This window comes from Pseudomonas sp. RIT-PI-q, assembly GCF_001297125.1.
Lineage (GTDB): Bacteria > Pseudomonadota > Gammaproteobacteria > Pseudomonadales > Pseudomonadaceae > Aquipseudomonas.
On record NZ_LHPC01000045.1, the window covers coordinates 1 to 15305 of the forward strand.

The window sequence follows — 15305 nt, forward strand, 5'->3', positions numbered from 1 at the left end:
TACCCTGTTGAAACGCGTCATCGTTAACGTCCTTCGCTGGCAAGCCAGCTCCTACAGGGGATTGGTGGGCGAAAGGAATAAGAGGCCGCACACGGTCAAGGTAGGAGCTGGCTTGCCAGCGAAGATCTCGAATACGCCACGTTTACCCTGTTAAAACGCGTCATCGTTAACGTCCTTCGCTGGCGAGCCAGCTCCTACAGGGGATTGGTGGGTGAAAGGAATAAGAGGCCGCACACGGTCAAGGTAGGCGCTGGCTTGCCAGGGAAGGTTTTGAATGCGCCACGTTTATCCTGTTGAAACGCGTCATCGTTAACGACCTTCGCTGGCAAGCCAGCTCCTACAGGGGATTGGTGGGCGAAAGGAATAAGAGGCCGCACACGCTCAAGGTAGGAGCTGGCTTGCCAGCGAAGGTTTTGAATGCGCCACGTTTACCCTGTTAAAACGCGTCATCGTTAACGACCTTCGCTGGCGAGCCAGCTCCTACAGGGAATGTGTACCCCCAATCAGGCCGGCCTGCAGGCCGCCGTGCTTTTATGTCCACAAATCAAAAAAACACAAAACCCTAAACCTTGGCACTCACCTCACTGCGATTAACCAGCATCTCCAGCGCATCACTCAAACTCGCGGCCCTATCACCCACCAACAAATGCCAAACCCCTCCATCCAACTGGCTCACTCCCTGACACCCCAGCGCTTTCAAATCGCACTCCGACAACGCTCTGCCATTCGCCAGTTGCAGCCGAATCCGGGTCATGGCGATGCAATCCATCTGCAACACATTCTCGCCGCCCCCCAAAGCATTCAGCCATTGCTGCGCTTCGGACGTCGCCACCGCAGCAGGTTGCGGCGCATCGACAGCCGCGGGAGGGGTGGAGATAAGGGCGCGGCCCAAGGCAGGCATCGCTAGCCGAATCTCATCGGCAATGCTGTCCGCCATCGGCCCGACCACCACCTGCAAACTCCCACCCTTGCCCGGACGCACCACCGCCATCGCACCCAGCGCTTTCAACTCCGCATCGGATGCCTTGTTGCGATCGACCATGTCCAGCCGCAAACGCGTGGTACACGCACCCACCGTAATCAAATTCTGCGCACCGCCCAGCGCCTTGATGAAAGCCCCGGCCCGTTCGTTTTCCGCCACCACCATTTTGTCGCCCATCGGAACCTCTTCACGCCCCGGCGTCTTGAGGTTGAACCGGCGAATGCAGAAATCGAACACCGCGTAGTAGATCACCGCGTACGCTAACCCCACCGGAAGCCCCCGCCAGCCGTTGGTGGATTTTCCCCAGCCGAGGATCATGTCGATGAAACCACCGGAGAAGGTGAAACCGAGGTGGATGTTCAGCAGGTTGGTGACCGCCATCGACAGGCCGGTCAACAGCGCATGCAGCAAATACAGCAGCGGCGCGAGGAACATGAAGGCGAATTCGATGGGTTCGGTGACGCCGGTCAGGAACGAAGTCAGGGCCATCGACAGGAAAATCCCGCCCATGACTTTACGGCGTTCCGGCAGGCAGTTGCGGTACATCGCCAGGCACGCGGCGGGCAGGCCGAAGAGCATCATCGGGAACATGCCGGTGGTGAACTGGCCGCCCTTGGGGTCGCCGGCAAAGTAGCGCGAGATGTCGCCGGTCACCAGTGCGCCCGTGGTCGGGTCGGTGAAGTTGCCGAAGACGAACCATGCCATGTTGTTGATGATGTGGTGCAGGCCGGTGACGATCAGCAGGCGGTTGAGCACGCCGAAAATGAAGGCCCCGAGGCTGCCGCTTTCCAGCATCAAGACGCCGAAGTCGTTGATGCCGTGCTGGATCGGCGGCCAGATCAGGCCGAACACAACGCCCAGGCCGACTGCCGCGAACCCGGTGACAATCGGCACGAAGCGTCGACCACCGAAGAACGCCAGGTACTCCGGCAGCTTGATGTCCTTGAAACGGTTGTACAACGCGCCGGCCATCAAGCCGCTGACGATCCCGGCGAGCATGCCCATGTTGATGCTCGCGTCGAGCACTTTGAGGGTAGAGATCATCACCAGGTAACCAATGACACCGGCGAGGCCTGCGGTGCCGTTGTTGTCCTTGGCGAAACCGACCGCGATGCCGATGGCGAAGATCATCGCCAGGTTGGCGAAAATCACTTGGCCGGCATCGTGAATGATTGCGATGTTCAGCAGATCGGTGTCGCCCAGTCTCAGCAACAGGCCGGCAATCGGCAGGATCGCGATCGGTAGCATCAACGCGCGACCGAGGCGCTGCAGGCCTTCGATGAAGTAGTGGTACATGGCGGATCTCCCTGGATTCTTGTTGTTGTGTTCAGCTCAGAGGCCATTGTTGATGACAGGCGTGACGCACTGCGCTGGCGCTGCTCAGCTTGAGCAGGTCCAGCGCAGTGCGTCGGCATTCGGCGGCGTCGAGATGGCGCACGCGGTCCTTGATTTCACCGATTTGCACCGGGCTGACCGACAACTCGCTGACCCCCAGGCCAATCAGTACCGGCGTGGCCAGTGGATCAGAAGCGAGCGCGCCGCAGACGCCGACCCAACGCTTATGCAGCGCTGCACCGGCGCAGGTCTGGGCGATCAGCCGCAGCAGGGCCGGGTGCATGGCGTCGACCCGTGAGGCGAGGCCGGCGTGGTCGCGATCCATGGCCAGGGTGTATTGGGACAAGTCGTTGGTGCCGATGGAGAGGAAATCCGCGTGCTCGGCCAGCTGTTCGGCCAGCAGCGCCGCGGCCGGGACTTCGATCATCACGCCTAGCTCCGGGCGCTCGCTCACACCGAGTTCAGTGCACAACGCATCGAGGCGTTGGCGGATGTGCAGCAGCTCATCGACTTCGGTGACCATCGGCAACAGGATCCGGCAACGTGACAGCGGGCGCACATGCAGCAGCGCGCGCAGTTGCTGATCCAGCAGTTCCGGCCGCACCTGGGCCATTCGAATGCCGCGCAGGCCGAGTACCGGATTGGCCTCCACCGGCAGTGGCAAATAGTCGAGTTGCTTGTCGCCGCCGACGTCGATGGTACGGATGATCACCGACTTGTCGCCCATGGCATCGAGCACGGCTTGGTAGGCGGCGCATTGTTCTTGTTCATCCGGCGCGGTGTTGCGATCGACGAACAGGAATTCGGTGCGCAGCAAGCCGACGCCGTCGGCGCCATTGGCCAACGCGTCAGCGGCTTCGGCGCTGGAGGCGACATTGGCCGCGACTTCAATTTGCACACCGTCGAGCGTCAGCGCCGGGGTATGCGCTTGAGCCTGTTGCTCGGCGCGACGTTGTTGATGATCGAGTTGTGCTTGCTGCACTTGCGCCAAGCGCTCGGCATTCGGCATCAGTTCGAGCCGACCGCCGTCGGCATCCAGCACCACCGATTGACCTTGCGCCTGATCCAGCAGCGTCGACCCCACGGCAACCATGCACGGCAGGCCTTTGCCGCGAGCGAGGATTGCGACGTGCGACGTTGCGCCACCCTCGGCCATGCACAACCCGGCCACGCCTTGCTGGCTGAGTTGCAGCAAGTCGGACGGTGTCAGTTCAGGGGCCGCGACGATGGCGCCGGCCGGCACCTCGTAATGCCAGGTTTCACCGAGCAGGGCGCGCAGCACCCGTTGCTTGAGATCGCGCAGATCGTTGGCGCGTTCGGCCAGCAACGGGCTGCCGAGTTGCTGAAGAACATTGCACTGCACATCGATGGACTGGCTCCAGGCGTGGGTTGCGGCGATGCCTTGATCGATGGATTGATTGGCCGCGTCCAGCAACGCCGGATCTTCAAGCAGCGCGAGATGGGCAGCGAAGATCGCTTCTTCGTCAGTGTTTTTGTGTTTCCTGGCCTGGGCCAAGGTCTGGTCGATTTCGTTGCGCACCTGGCTCAGCGCGGTATCAAGGGCTTGCCGTTGTTGTTCGGGATCATGGTTGCCGGCGTCCACCGGCAGGCTGATCGCATTCAAGCGAAACAACGGCCCACCGACCAGACCGGGCGCGGCGCAGACACCGTGCAGCACACCCGCTTCGGCGTCCCGATGGCGTCGGGCAATCGGTGTAGGCGCGGCGGCGTGGCTGTCTTCGGCCAGTGCTGTGGATAACGCGATCAACAGCGCTTGCAGCGCGGCTTCGGCGTCCGGGCCCTGGCAGCTGATCTGCACTTCATCCTGCTCGCCAATGGCCAAACCCATCAACCCGATCAAGCTGTCACAGGTGGCCGATTTGCCAGCGAAATGCAGACGGGATGTGCTTTTGAAACCTTGCGCGGTCTGACGAATCAGCGCCGCCGGGCGGGCATGTAAACCGCCACGATGAGCAATGCGGATGTAGCCGAAAATTTCCTCGCCCGACTGCTCCATTTCCTCCGCCGCCTCCGAGGCGTGTCGGCGAATGATGTGCAGCAATGGCTCGCCGACTTTCACCGATTTGAGTGTGATCGGCCGTGCCTGAAAGTCCTGGCTGTTGGTCAGGATCATCAGGCTGACCAGGCTTTTGCACTGCTGCGCGACCTTGTCCAGGTCATAGCGCAACAGCGGCTGGCCGTTGGCGACGCGCGCGCCTTCCTTGACCAGCATCGAGAAGCCGTCGCCCTGCAACTCGACAGTGTCGAGGCCCAGGTGCAGGAGCAATTCGGCGCCGTTGTCGGCGCGCAAGGTGATGGCGTGGCCGGTGCGGGCGACATGCACCACGACGCCAGCGCAGGGGGCGTGGAGGGTGTCGTTCAGCGGGTCGATGGCGATCCCGTCGCCCATGGTGCCACTGGCGAACACCGGGTCCGGGACTTTGGCGAGCGTCAGCACCGGGCCGCTGAGCGGGGCGCTGAGGGTCAGCTCTTTATTATTGTTGTGCATGGCTCGGTCTCATTAAAAATTCGGATCAACACGCCCCTGTAGGAGCGAGCTCGCTCGCGAAAAACCTGAGAGCAACGCGTGCATTCAGGAAGAGCGCGTTATCGTTAACGTCCTTCGCGAGCGAGCTCGCTCCTACAGGGCTTGTTAGTGGGTGCGGGTGACTTTGCTCAGGTGTCGCGGCTGGTCGGGGTCCATGCCGCGGGAGACGGCTAAACCGGCGGCCATGACGTAGAAACTCTGGATCGCCAGAATCGGATCAAGCGCCGGGTGCTCGGCGCGGGTCAGGGTGAGGTCGCGTTCGGCGACGTCATCCGGCGCTGCCAGTAGCACCCGTGCACCGCGCTGACGCATGTCGGCGGCGAGGCTGAGCAAACCGGCCTGCTCGGCACCGCGTGGGGCGAACACCAGCAGCGGATAGTTCTCGCCGATCAATGCCATCGGGCCGTGACGGACTTCGGCGCTGCTGAAGGCTTCGGCCTGGATCGCCGAGGTTTCCTTGAATTTCAGCGCGGCTTCCTGGGCGATGGCGAAACCGGCGCCACGGCCGATCACCATCAAGCGTTGGCAGTCGCGCAACGCGTCGATGGCCAGGCTCCAGTCCTGTTTCGCCGCATCGCGCAAACCTTCCGGCAGGGCAAGGCCGGCTTCCAGCAGCTCTGCATCTTCCTTCCAATGAGCGATCAGACGGGCGCTGGCGCTGAGGGTGGCGATAAAACTCTTGGTCGCGGCGACGCTGCTTTCAGTGCCGGCGCACAGCGGCAGACTGAATTCGCACGCCGCTTCCAAGGGCGAACTCTCGGCGTTGACCATCGAAATACTCAAAGCGCCGCGCTTGCGCAGCAAACGCATGCTGTTCACCAGATCCGGACTTTGCCCCGACTGCGAAAACGCGAAGGCGACCTGACCACTGACTTTCAACGGCGCCTGCAGCATGGTCACCACTGACATCGGCAACGACGCCACCGGGATGCCCAATTGCTGCATGGTCAGGTAGGCAAAGTAGCTCGCCGCATGGTCGGAGCTGCCGCGCGCGACGGTCATCGACACTTGCGGTGGCTGACGGCGCAGGCGTCCGGCGATCTCGATCATCGGCGGGTCGGGTTGCTGTAATTGCGCTTGCACGGCCTCGAACGAGGACAGCGCCTCCTCAAGCATTTTTGAAGTCAATGTCTTCTCCTTCGACCATGACGGCGGTCAGTGTGAGCGAGCGATCCAGCCGCACGCAGTCGGCCCAGGCGCCGGGTTGCAGGCGTCCGCGTTCGGTGATGCCGAGGTAGTCGGCGGGGAATTGCGAAAGACGTTGCGAGGCCTCGGCGATCGGCAAACCGATCTTCACCAGGTTGCGCAGGGCCTGATCCATGGTCAGGGTGCTGCCGGCCAATGTGCCGTCGGCCAGGCGCACGCCGCCCAGGCATTTGGTCACGGTGTGGCTGCCGAGTTTGTACTCACCGTCGGGCATGCCCGCCGCGGCAGTCGAGTCGGTGACGCAATACAGGCACGGGATCGAGCGCAGGGCCACGCGGATCGCGCCGGGGTGCACGTGCAGTAAGTCCGGAATCAATTCCGCGTATTTGGCGTGGGCCAGCGCCGCGCCGACGATCCCCGGCTCACGGTGATGCAGCGGGCTCATGGCGTTGTAGAGGTGGGTGAAACTGCTGGCGCCGGCTTCCAGCGCGGCGACGCCTTCTTCATAACTGCCGAGGGTGTGGCCGATTTGCATGCGCACGCCGCGACTACTAAGCGCGCGGATCAAGGCATCATGGCCGGCGATTTCCGGGGCGATGGTGATCACCCGGATCGGTGCCAGCGCCAAGTATTCTTCGACTTCGGCCATCAATGCGGTGTGGGCGAAATTCGGTTGGGCGCCGAGTTTGCCAGGGTTGATGTACGGGCCTTCCAGGTGCACGCCGAGCACTCGGGCGCAGCCTTGCGGGCGCTGTTCGTAGAACTCGCCGACGTCCTTGAGCACGCGGGAGATCTCTTCGCTCGGCGCGGTCATGGTGGTGGCCAGCAGCGATGTGGTGCCGAAACGCACATGGGTTTTAGTGATGGTTTCGAAGGCCGGTGCGCCTTCCATGATGTCTTTGCCGCCGCCACCGTGAACGTGCAGGTCAATGAAACCTGGGAGCAGATAAGGCAGGTCGTTGTCCGCCGGGTTGCACGGCTGGCCGTCGATGGCCACGACCTTGCCGTGTTGGTGAATCAGCCGGCCGCGTACCCAGCCGTTGGCGGTGAGGATGTTGTCTTCGGACATGATCGGTTCTCAATACTTAGCGGCGAAGCTCTGCGACAAAGTCGTAGTAGTCGTTGCGGCAATAGGTGTCGGTAACTTCGATGGGCGTGTTGTCTTCCAGGTAGCCGACCCGGGTCATCAGCAACATCGCGGTGCCAGGGGCGATGCCGACCAGCGCGGCGAACTCGTCCGAGGCGTTGATCGCCTGGATGTGCTGCAGCGCGCGGACAATCGGCTTGCCGATGCCGTCGAGGTATTCGTAGAGGGAGTCGCCGACCGCTTGCGGCTGGGGAATGATCGAGGCAGGCAGGGTGCTCATCTCGATCGCCATCACCGTGTCATCGGCTTTGCGCAGGCGTTTGAGCCGCGCGACCTTGTCGTTGGGCGACAGACCGAGGCGGATCAGTTCTTCATGGGTGGGCGGGGTGATTTCACGTTCCAGCCATTGCGAACCGGGCACGAAGCCCTTGAGGCGAAGCATTTCGCTAAAACCCGAAAGGCGCGACAGCGGTTGTTCCAGGCGCGGGGTGATAAACGTGCCGGAACCCTGGTTGCGCCGGATCAGGCCTTGTTCAAACAGCACTTCCAATGCCTTGCGCGCCGTGACGCGGGAGATGCCCAGCAATTCGCTGAGATTGCGCTCCGACGGCATGGCCTGTTCGGCTTTCCACTGGCCGGCATGAATCGCCGCTTCCAGGTTGCGCGCCAGTTGCAGGTACAACGGCGTGGGCTGGGTGTCATCAGGGCGTAGGGCTTGGAGGTCATTCATGTAGGTTTGGTCCGATGCGGATATAGGATTGTTGTCGCCCGGTAGTGAGGGAAAGCTAATACCACTTAAATACCATGTCAATGAGACCACTTTGCTGTAGGCGCTGGAAAGCCTGCCCTGATGGGCTTTCTGAGATGGGGTTGGTTTGAAGTGGTATTAGTGGTGGCGATTTCGAAAGCAAAGATCGCAGCCTTCGGCAGCTCCTACAGTGAGAATTGGTATCTACCCTGTAGGAGCTGCCGCAGGCTGCGATCTTTTGAATTTATTTTTCGATGAACGACAAAAGGTAGTCGTTAAGGGCGGATTTCGATCATCGTGCCGTCCGGCACCAGGCCCCAGACTTCGCGCATGTCCATGTTGCGCATGGCGATGCAACCGTCGGTCCAGTCCAGGGTGTGGAACAGGTTTTCCGGGTAGTCATAAGTGTCGGGCGTGCCGTGGATCATGATCATGCCGCCAGGGTCGACGCCTTCACGCCGCGAGCGCGCGGAGTCGGTCACGTTCGGGTAGGAGATGTGCATGGCCAGATTGAAGCGGTCGCTGACCTTGCGCCAGTCCACCCAATAAAAACCCTCCGGCGTGCGTTTATCGCCTTCCATCAGCTTGGCGCCCCTGGGCTGTTTGCCCAGGGAAATACGGTAGGTTCGTAGCGGCTTGCCATCGGCGATCAATTGCAATTGATGGGCGGATTTGAGCACCAACACCTTTTCGATGGGTTTGCCGTCCAGCGTCACCACGGTGGAAGCCTGGGAGAACGCAACGAACGACAAGCAAAACAGGGCAAGCAACCAGCGCATTGAAACGATTCCCCAAGAGGTGTCACTACTAATAATTTATAGATGTTTTTGTAGGAGCTGCCGCAGGCTGCGATCTTTTAGCGTCATCAAAAATTCCGAAATTGAAATCAAGTGATGACAGCCTGGACAAGCGGCGGGATCGATTCGGACCGCACGGGGTAGACCTCGGTCCGCCGGTCAGCGAAGAAGCATTCTAAGGTACGGCCCACCGTGCGGAAAGCCAGGTCGGACCAAGGGATGTCGGCTTCTTCGAAAAGCTGCACTTCCAGGCTCTCGGGACCGGCGGAAAAATCCAGGTCCACCAGCTCGGCGCGAAAGAACACATGCACCTGGCTGATGTGCGGCACGTCGATCAAGGTATAGATGCTCAGGTTGCGCACCCGGGCGCAGGCTTCTTCGGCCGTCTCGCGAATGGCCGCCTGCTCGATGGTTTCACCGTTCTCCATGAAGCCTGCGGGCAGGGTCCAGTAGCCGAGCCGTGGCTCGATGGCGCGACGGCACAGCAACACCTTCGAGCCCCAGGTCGCCACGCATCCGGCGACGATATTGGGGTTCTGATAGTGAATGGCGTGACAGCTGTCACAGACAAAACGCAGGCGCGAATCGCCTTCGGGAATGCGCTGGGTCACCGGGTTGCCGCACTGACTGCAAAATTTCATGCTTGGGTTCCTGAATGCTGCGCCTATCTTGGCGTGCGGCGGTGTCTGTCGGCAAGTTGTCGTTTAGCGACATGCAGCGGTTATGGGGTTGGGCGGTCGGTTCGATTGGTGCATGATGCGAGGTAGAGAATAAGTCGAGAAGTCTCATGCTGGACGAGCTACTGCATCGAGTAAGCAACCACACCCCACGCACAATGGAAACCGACAAACGTTTCCCTGAGGCCGCGGTACTGGTCCCCATCACTCGCAGTGATGAGCCGGAACTGGTTCTGACCCTGCGCGCCAGCGGGCTCTCGACCCATGGCGGCGAAGTCGCCTTCCCCGGCGGGCGCCGCGACCCTGATGACCCTGACCTTATATTCACCGCCTTGCGCGAAGCCGAAGAAGAAATCGGCCTGCCGCCGGGGCTGGTGGAAATCATCGGCCCGCTCAGCCCGCTGATTTCCCTGCATGGCATCAAGGTCACGCCGTATGTCGGGGTGATTCCGGATTTTGTCGAATACCTGGCCAACGATGCCGAGATCGCTGCAGTCTTCAGCGTCCCGTTGGAATTCTTCCGCAAGGACCCTCGGGAACACACGCACCGCATCGATTACCAGGGGCGCAGTTGGTATGTGCCGAGCTATCGTTATGGCGAATACAAAATCTGGGGCCTGACGGCGATCATGATCGTCGAGTTGATCAACCTGCTCTATGACGCGAAAATCAGCCTGCATCAGCCGCCCAAGAGTTTTATCAATACCTGAAGCCATCGCTTGAATGGCCAGAAACCGCGGCAACCCGAGCCTTGAGGACAATAAGATGAAATACCGCCTGGGCGACGCCCGCGTCGATGCCCATCCGCAGAGCTGGATCGCCCCCAATGCCGTGCTGGTGGGCAAGGTCAAACTGGAAGAGGGCGCCAACGTCTGGTTCAACACCGTGCTGCGTGGCGACAACGAATTGATCCTGATCGGCAAGAACAGCAACGTTCAGGACGGTACGGTGATGCACACCGACATGGGTTACCCGCTGACCATCGGCACCGGCGTGACCATCGGCCACAACGCCATGCTCCATGGCTGTACTGTGGGCGATTACAGTTTGATCGGTATTAATGCGGTGATTCTCAACGGCGCGAAAATCGGCAAGAACTGCATCATTGGCGCCAATTCGCTGATCGGAGAGGGTAAGGAAATTCCCGACGGTTCGTTGGTCATGGGTTCGCCCGGCAAGGTTGTGCGTGAACTGACCGAGCAGCAGAAGAAGATGCTCGAAGCCAGCGCCGCGCACTATGTGCATAACTCCCAGCGTTATGCCCGCGATCTGGTCGAGCAGGAAGAATGAGCACCACCGAACGACCGGTGCTTTCGCCCTGCGTGAGCATTTGCGCGCTGGATGAAGATGATATTTGCACCGGGTGTCAGCGCACGGTGGACGAGATTACCCGCTGGAGCCGGATGGATAACGAAGAGCGCCGCAAGGTGCTGGGGTTGTGCCATGAGCGCGCCAAGTCCAGCGGAATTCTCTGGATGATCGGGGCGAAATCCGATCATTGAGGTGCGGCCTTCGCGGGCAAGCCTCGCTCCTACAAGGATCACACTGCACCTGTAGGAGCGAGGCTTGCCCGCGAAGGCGTCATCACGTAAACCACGGCTCTCTTGGCCCAACCCCATCCCTGAAGTACCCTGTGCGCCAAATTGACAGGTACTCCCGCGCGCCATGCTCTTCCTGATCGCTTACATCAGCAGTGTCGTGCTGATCAATTACGCCTTTTCCACCGCGCCGCACCTGGACATCATCTGGTCGGCCTGGGGCGGTTTGGTGTTTATCTTGCGCGACATGGTGCAAACCCGTTTTGGCCACGGCGCCATTGCGGCGATGCTGGCGGCGCTGGTGCTGTCCTATGTAACGTCCGACCCGTCCATCGCCCTGGCCAGCGCCACGGCGTTCGCGGTGTCCGAGTGCATCGACTGGCTGGTGTTCAGCATCACCAAGCGTCCGCTGCACGATCGCCTGTGGATAAGTTCGGCCCTGAGCATTCCCCTCGATACCTTCATCTTCTTCGGCATGATCGATGCGTTCACCCCGGGTGTCATCCTCACCGCCATGGGTTCGAAGTTCGCCGGCGTGACGGCCGTGTGGCTGATCATGGCGTGGCGCTTGCGCAAGCAGGCCGTCGTCAGCTGAAGCCAAACCCGCCGGTTCATGTAAAATGCCGCGCTTTCTCCCCATGGGAAGCGCGCCAGGCGCTGCATCCCTCGATGATCCGCTCCTTTGAGGACCTGAGATGACCCGTATCGGAACTCCATTGTCGCCTACCGCGACCCGCGTATTGCTGTGTGGCTGTGGCGAGTTGGGCAAGGAAGTGGTGATCGAGCTGCAACGTCTGGGCGTTGAAGTGATTGCCGTGGATCGCTACGCCAACGCGCCGGCCATGCAAGTCGCCCATCGCAGCCATGTGATCAACATGCTCGATGGCGCCGCCCTGCGTGCCGTGATTGAGGCCGAAAAGCCGCACTTCATCGTGCCGGAAATCGAAGCCATCGCCACCGCCACCCTGGTGGAACTGGAAGCCGAAGGCTTCACCGTGATCCCGACCGCGCGCGCCACGCAGCTGACCATGAACCGCGAAGGCATCCGTCGCCTGGCCGCTGAAGAGCTGGACCTGCCGACCTCGCCGTACCACTTCGCCGACACCTTCGAGGATTACAGCAAGGCCGTCGAAGACCTCGGCTTCCCATGCGTGGTCAAGCCGGTGATGAGTTCGTCGGGCAAGGGCCAGAGCCTGCTGCGCAGCGCCGATGATGTGAAGACAGCCTGGGATTATGCTCAAGAAGGCGGCCGTGCCGGTAAAGGTCGCGTGATCATCGAAGGCTTCATCGACTTCGACTACGAAATCACCTTGCTGACCGTGCGCCACGTCGGCGGCACTACATTCTGCGCGCCGGTCGGTCACCGTCAGGAGAAGGGCGACTATCAGGAATCCTGGCAGCCACAAGCCATGAGCCCAATTGCCCTGGCCGAATCCGAGCGCGTTGCCAAAGCCGTGACCGAAGCCCTGGGTGGCCGTGGCCTGTTTGGCGTCGAGCTGTTCATCAAAGGTGATCAGGTGTGGTTCAGCGAAGTCTCTCCGCGCCCGCATGACACCGGTCTGGTGACCCTGATTTCCCAGGACCTGTCGCAGTTCGCCCTGCACGCACGGGCGATCCTCGGCCTGCCGATTCCGTTGATCCGTCAGTTCGGGCCTTCGGCGTCAGCGGTGATTTTGGTGGAGGGGCAGTCGACCCAGACGGCTTTCGCCAACCTGGGCGCAGCGCTGAGCGAGCCGGATACCGCGTTGCGTCTGTTCGGCAAGCCTGAGGTTAATGGTCAGCGCCGGATGGGGGTGGCACTGGCTCGCGACGAGTCGATCGAAGCCGCGCGCGCCAAGGCGACCCGTGCATCGCAGGCGGTGGTTGTCGAACTGTAAAAACCACTTCGGCGGGCCTATACCTATTAAATGCCGGCACTGAACCTGTAGGAGCGAGGCTTGCCCGCGAAGGCGATTTCATGGCCAACAATGATGTTGAATGTGGAATCGCCTTCGCGGGCAAGCCTCGCTCCTACAAGGTTTCGACGCAATATCTTTCATTTAAATGCATCAGGCCTGTCGCCATGAATTCGCAAAGCATCATCGTCCCGAAAATCTCCACACTGCCGGTGCACGAGCCCCGGGCCCGGGCGGTCGTGCGTTGGCTGGTGCGCAAGAACATCATCAAGGAAGAACTGACCACCTGCGGGCGCACCGGCAATCGCATGGCTCACGCCATCGGCGACGGTGCCCGTGCCGTGGTCCTGCACCCGGCAGCCCTGCCGTTCGGCGAGCCGATCAATGGCCTGGAAATCATCACCAAGCGTTGCATCTATACGCCGGCCAAGGGTTTTCTCAGCGAAGCCGGCTGCGCCGAGTGCCGCAAGGAAGTCGGCGAAGCACTGTTCGAAAGCCTGGAAGAGTGGATGCCAGGGCGCACCGATAACTTCACCTGCCCCGAATGCGGGCATGAGGATGACATCAACGGGTTTCTGTTCCTGCAGGAATGCGGCTTTTCCAATCTGGGGTTCATTTTCAACAACTGGGCCGAGGCCGGGTTCAAGCAGAGCTTTATCGACGAATTTGCCGATTGGCTCGATCAGCCTGTCAGCTGGGTCAAAGTCGAGTTGTGATACGGCAGGTAGACCGCGTTATCGTTCTTCGCTGGCAAGCCAGCTCCTACAGAGCGATTGCGAATCTGTAGGAGCTGGCTTGCCAGCGAAGAACGCGCAGGCGACGCTTGTTCGCAGACAATACGCGTCATCGTTCACGCCCATCGCGAGCAAGCTCGCTCCTACAAAAAAACAGCCATCCCATCCCGTATGTCAGTAATGCCAATAATAGACAGAGTTTTACATTGAACCCGAGGGGGTGTCTGACTATAATGGCGCGCTTCCATTTTCCCGCTCGGGAGCCCCCGCGATGCTGCGTATCAGCCAAGAAGCTCTGACATTCGACGACATTCTCCTAGTGCCCGGTTATTCCGAGGTGCTTCCTAACGAAGTCAGTCTCAAGACCCGCCTAACCCGTGGCATCGAGCTGAATATTCCTCTGGTTTCTGCCGCAATGGACACCGTCACTGAAGCCCGTCTGGCAATCGCCATGGCTCAGGAAGGTGGCATCGGCATCATCCACAAGAACATGACCATCGAGCAGCAAGCTGCCGAAGTTCGCAAGGTCAAGAAGTTCGAAGCCGGCGTCGTCAAGGATCCGATCACCATCGAGGCTGATGCCACGGTTCGTGATCTGTTCGAACTGACCCGCCTGCACAATATCTCCGGCGTTCCGGTGTTGCACGATGGCGACCTGGTCGGCATCGTCACTTCCCGTGACGTGCGTTTCGAAACGCGTCTGGAAGCCACCGTACGTGAAGTGATGACGCCTAAAGAGCGCCTGGTCACCGTACGCGAAGGCGCCAACAAGAACGAAGTCCGCGAGTTGCTGCACAAGCACCGCCTGGAAAAAGTCCTGATCGTCGACGCCAAGTTTGCCCTCAAAGGCATGATGACCGTCAAAGACATCGAAAAAGCCAAGGCTTACCCGCTGGCCAGCAAGGACGATCAAGGTCGTCTGCGCGTTGGCGCTGCGGTCGGTACTGGCAAGGACACCGGCGAACGTGTTTCGGCACTGGTTGCTGCCGGCGTTGACGTGGTGGTGGTCGATACTGCCCACGGTCACTCCAAAGGTGTGATCGACCGCGTTCGCTGGGTCAAAGAGAATTTCCCTGAAGTGCAGGTCATCGGCGGCAACATCGCCACTGGCGCTGCTGCCAAGGCCCTGGTCGAAGCAGGCGCGGATGCCGTCAAGGTCGGTATCGGCCCTGGCTCGATCTGCACCACCCGTATCGTCGCCGGTGTCGGCGTCCCGCAAATCAGTGCCATCGCCAACGTCGCCGCAGCCCTTGAAGGCACCGGTGTGCCGTTGATCGCCGACGGCGGTATCCGTTTCTCCGGTGACCTGTCCAAGGCCATCGTGGCCGGTGCTTCCTGCGTGATGATGGGCTCGATGTTCGCCGGTACTGAAGAAGCGCCAGGCGAGATCGAACTGTTCCAGGGTCGTTCGTACAAGGCTTACCGCGGCATGGGTTCGCTGGGCGCCATGTCCCAGGCTCAAGGTTCCTCCGACCGCTACTTCCAGGACTCCTCCGCGGGTGCCGAGAAGCTGGTTCCGGAAGGCATCGAAGGGCGTGTTCCTTATAAGGGCAGCCTGAGCGCCATCATCCATCAACTGATGGGCGGCCTGCGTTCCTCGATGGGTTACACCGGCAGTGCCGACATCGAAGAAATGCGCACCAAGCCTGAGTTCGTGCGGATCACCGGTGCTGGCATGGCCGAGTCCCACGTCCACGACGTACAAATCACCAAAGAAGCGCCAAACTACCGCGTAGGTTGAGGCTTCAAGCAAAAAGTTAAGTAACCGGGGCTGTTTTATTCAGCCCCGAGTTGTTTCTGACTCACGACTGTTTCTGA

14 protein-coding genes are annotated in these 15305 nt (G+C 60.7%); 7 read left to right on the top strand and 7 right to left on the bottom strand.

Translation table 11 applies throughout. The features are described 5' to 3' along the window. Positions 1-562: 562 nt before the first annotated feature. The 7 genes from nagE to AEQ67_RS24260 all read right to left on the bottom strand — a co-directional run bounded on the left by nagE (position 563) and on the right by AEQ67_RS24260 (position 9284). Positions 563-2278 carry an N-acetylglucosamine-specific PTS transporter subunit IIBC gene (gene nagE / locus AEQ67_RS24230; protein ID WP_059406325.1) on the bottom strand — a complete coding sequence of 572 codons (1716 nt, stop codon included), beginning with the start codon at positions 2276-2278 and terminating at the stop codon, positions 563-565. Positions 2279-2309: 31 nt separating this feature from the next. Next, positions 2310-4826, bottom strand: a complete 2517-nt coding sequence (gene ptsP / locus AEQ67_RS24235; protein WP_059406326.1) for a phosphoenolpyruvate--protein phosphotransferase — start codon at positions 4824-4826, stop codon at positions 2310-2312. Between the two features lie 144 nt (positions 4827-4970). Next, on the bottom strand, positions 4971-5981 hold the full coding sequence (locus tag AEQ67_RS24240; RefSeq protein WP_059406327.1) for an SIS domain-containing protein: 1011 nt from the start codon (positions 5979-5981) through the stop codon (positions 4971-4973). Then, positions 5974-7080, bottom strand: coding sequence for an N-acetylglucosamine-6-phosphate deacetylase (nagA, locus tag AEQ67_RS24245; protein WP_059406328.1), 1107 nt, complete (start codon positions 7078-7080; stop codon positions 5974-5976). The genes AEQ67_RS24240 and nagA overlap by 8 nt, the downstream gene beginning before the upstream one ends. Before the next feature lie 16 nt (positions 7081-7096). Next, positions 7097-7828 (bottom strand): GntR family transcriptional regulator, encoded by a 732-nt coding sequence (locus AEQ67_RS24250; protein ID WP_059406329.1) that lies wholly within the window; start codon positions 7826-7828, stop codon positions 7097-7099. A gap of 293 nt (positions 7829-8121) precedes the next feature. Continuing rightward, the gene (locus tag AEQ67_RS24255; RefSeq protein WP_059406330.1) at positions 8122-8625 is read right to left on the bottom strand and encodes a L,D-transpeptidase family protein; all 504 of its coding nucleotides are present in this window, start codon (positions 8623-8625) and stop codon (positions 8122-8124) included. Between the two features lie 107 nt (positions 8626-8732). Beyond that, a complete protein-coding gene (locus AEQ67_RS24260; RefSeq protein WP_059406331.1) occupies positions 8733-9284 on the bottom strand; it encodes an NUDIX hydrolase in 552 nt (183 codons plus the stop codon). A 146-nt stretch (positions 9285-9430) separates the two neighbouring features. Here AEQ67_RS24260 and AEQ67_RS24265 point away from each other — a divergent pair, with 146 nt between their 5' ends. The 7 genes from AEQ67_RS24265 (at position 9431) to guaB (ending at position 15228) form a co-directional block, all read left to right on the top strand. Continuing rightward, on the top strand, positions 9431-10030 hold the full coding sequence (locus AEQ67_RS24265; protein WP_059406332.1) for a CoA pyrophosphatase: 600 nt from the start codon (positions 9431-9433) through the stop codon (positions 10028-10030). A gap of 55 nt (positions 10031-10085) precedes the next feature. Further along, positions 10086-10610, top strand: coding sequence for a gamma carbonic anhydrase family protein (locus tag AEQ67_RS24270; RefSeq protein ID WP_059406333.1), 525 nt, complete (start codon positions 10086-10088; stop codon positions 10608-10610). Next, positions 10607-10822, top strand: a complete 216-nt coding sequence (locus AEQ67_RS24275) for a DUF1289 domain-containing protein (RefSeq protein WP_059406334.1) — start codon at positions 10607-10609, stop codon at positions 10820-10822. The genes AEQ67_RS24270 and AEQ67_RS24275 overlap by 4 nt, the downstream gene beginning before the upstream one ends. Positions 10823-10985: 163 nt before the next feature. Continuing rightward, a complete protein-coding gene (locus AEQ67_RS24280; RefSeq protein ID WP_059406335.1) occupies positions 10986-11453 on the top strand; it encodes a VUT family protein in 468 nt (155 codons plus the stop codon). A 100-nt stretch (positions 11454-11553) separates the two neighbouring features. Then, positions 11554-12735 carry a formate-dependent phosphoribosylglycinamide formyltransferase gene (gene purT, locus AEQ67_RS24285; protein ID WP_059406336.1) on the top strand — a complete coding sequence of 394 codons (1182 nt, stop codon included), beginning with the start codon at positions 11554-11556 and terminating at the stop codon, positions 12733-12735. A 185-nt stretch (positions 12736-12920) separates the two neighbouring features. After that, a complete protein-coding gene (locus AEQ67_RS24290) occupies positions 12921-13469 on the top strand; it encodes a hypothetical protein (protein ID WP_059406337.1) in 549 nt (182 codons plus the stop codon). Positions 13470-13758: 289 nt separating this feature from the next. After that, entirely contained in the window at positions 13759-15228 is a 1470-nt protein-coding gene (guaB, locus tag AEQ67_RS24295; protein ID WP_059406338.1) for an IMP dehydrogenase, read from the top strand. Positions 15229-15305 lie beyond the last annotated feature (77 nt).

Excerpts from the sequence above, each read along its gene's own strand:
- nagE (WP_059406325.1), bottom strand. The coding sequence starts at position 2,278 with ATGTACCACTACTTCATCGAAGGCCTGCAGCGCCTCGGTCGCGCGTTG.
- ptsP (WP_059406326.1), bottom strand. The coding sequence starts at position 4,826 with ATGCACAACAATAATAAAGAGCTGACCCTCAGCGCCCCGCTCAGCGGC.
- AEQ67_RS24240 (WP_059406327.1), bottom strand. The coding sequence starts at position 5,981 with ATGCTTGAGGAGGCGCTGTCCTCGTTCGAGGCCGTGCAAGCGCAATTA.
- nagA (WP_059406328.1), bottom strand. The coding sequence starts at position 7,080 with ATGTCCGAAGACAACATCCTCACCGCCAACGGCTGGGTACGCGGCCGG.
- AEQ67_RS24250 (WP_059406329.1), bottom strand. The coding sequence starts at position 7,828 with ATGAATGACCTCCAAGCCCTACGCCCTGATGACACCCAGCCCACGCCG.
- AEQ67_RS24255 (WP_059406330.1), bottom strand. The coding sequence starts at position 8,625 with ATGCGCTGGTTGCTTGCCCTGTTTTGCTTGTCGTTCGTTGCGTTCTCC.
- AEQ67_RS24260 (WP_059406331.1), bottom strand. The coding sequence starts at position 9,284 with ATGAAATTTTGCAGTCAGTGCGGCAACCCGGTGACCCAGCGCATTCCC.
- AEQ67_RS24265 (WP_059406332.1), top strand. The coding sequence starts at position 9,431 with ATGCTGGACGAGCTACTGCATCGAGTAAGCAACCACACCCCACGCACA.
- AEQ67_RS24270 (WP_059406333.1), top strand. The coding sequence starts at position 10,086 with ATGAAATACCGCCTGGGCGACGCCCGCGTCGATGCCCATCCGCAGAGC.
- AEQ67_RS24275 (WP_059406334.1), top strand. The coding sequence starts at position 10,607 with ATGAGCACCACCGAACGACCGGTGCTTTCGCCCTGCGTGAGCATTTGC.
- AEQ67_RS24280 (WP_059406335.1), top strand. The coding sequence starts at position 10,986 with ATGCTCTTCCTGATCGCTTACATCAGCAGTGTCGTGCTGATCAATTAC.
- purT (WP_059406336.1), top strand. The coding sequence starts at position 11,554 with ATGACCCGTATCGGAACTCCATTGTCGCCTACCGCGACCCGCGTATTG.
- AEQ67_RS24290 (WP_059406337.1), top strand. The coding sequence starts at position 12,921 with ATGAATTCGCAAAGCATCATCGTCCCGAAAATCTCCACACTGCCGGTG.
- guaB (WP_059406338.1), top strand. The coding sequence starts at position 13,759 with ATGCTGCGTATCAGCCAAGAAGCTCTGACATTCGACGACATTCTCCTA.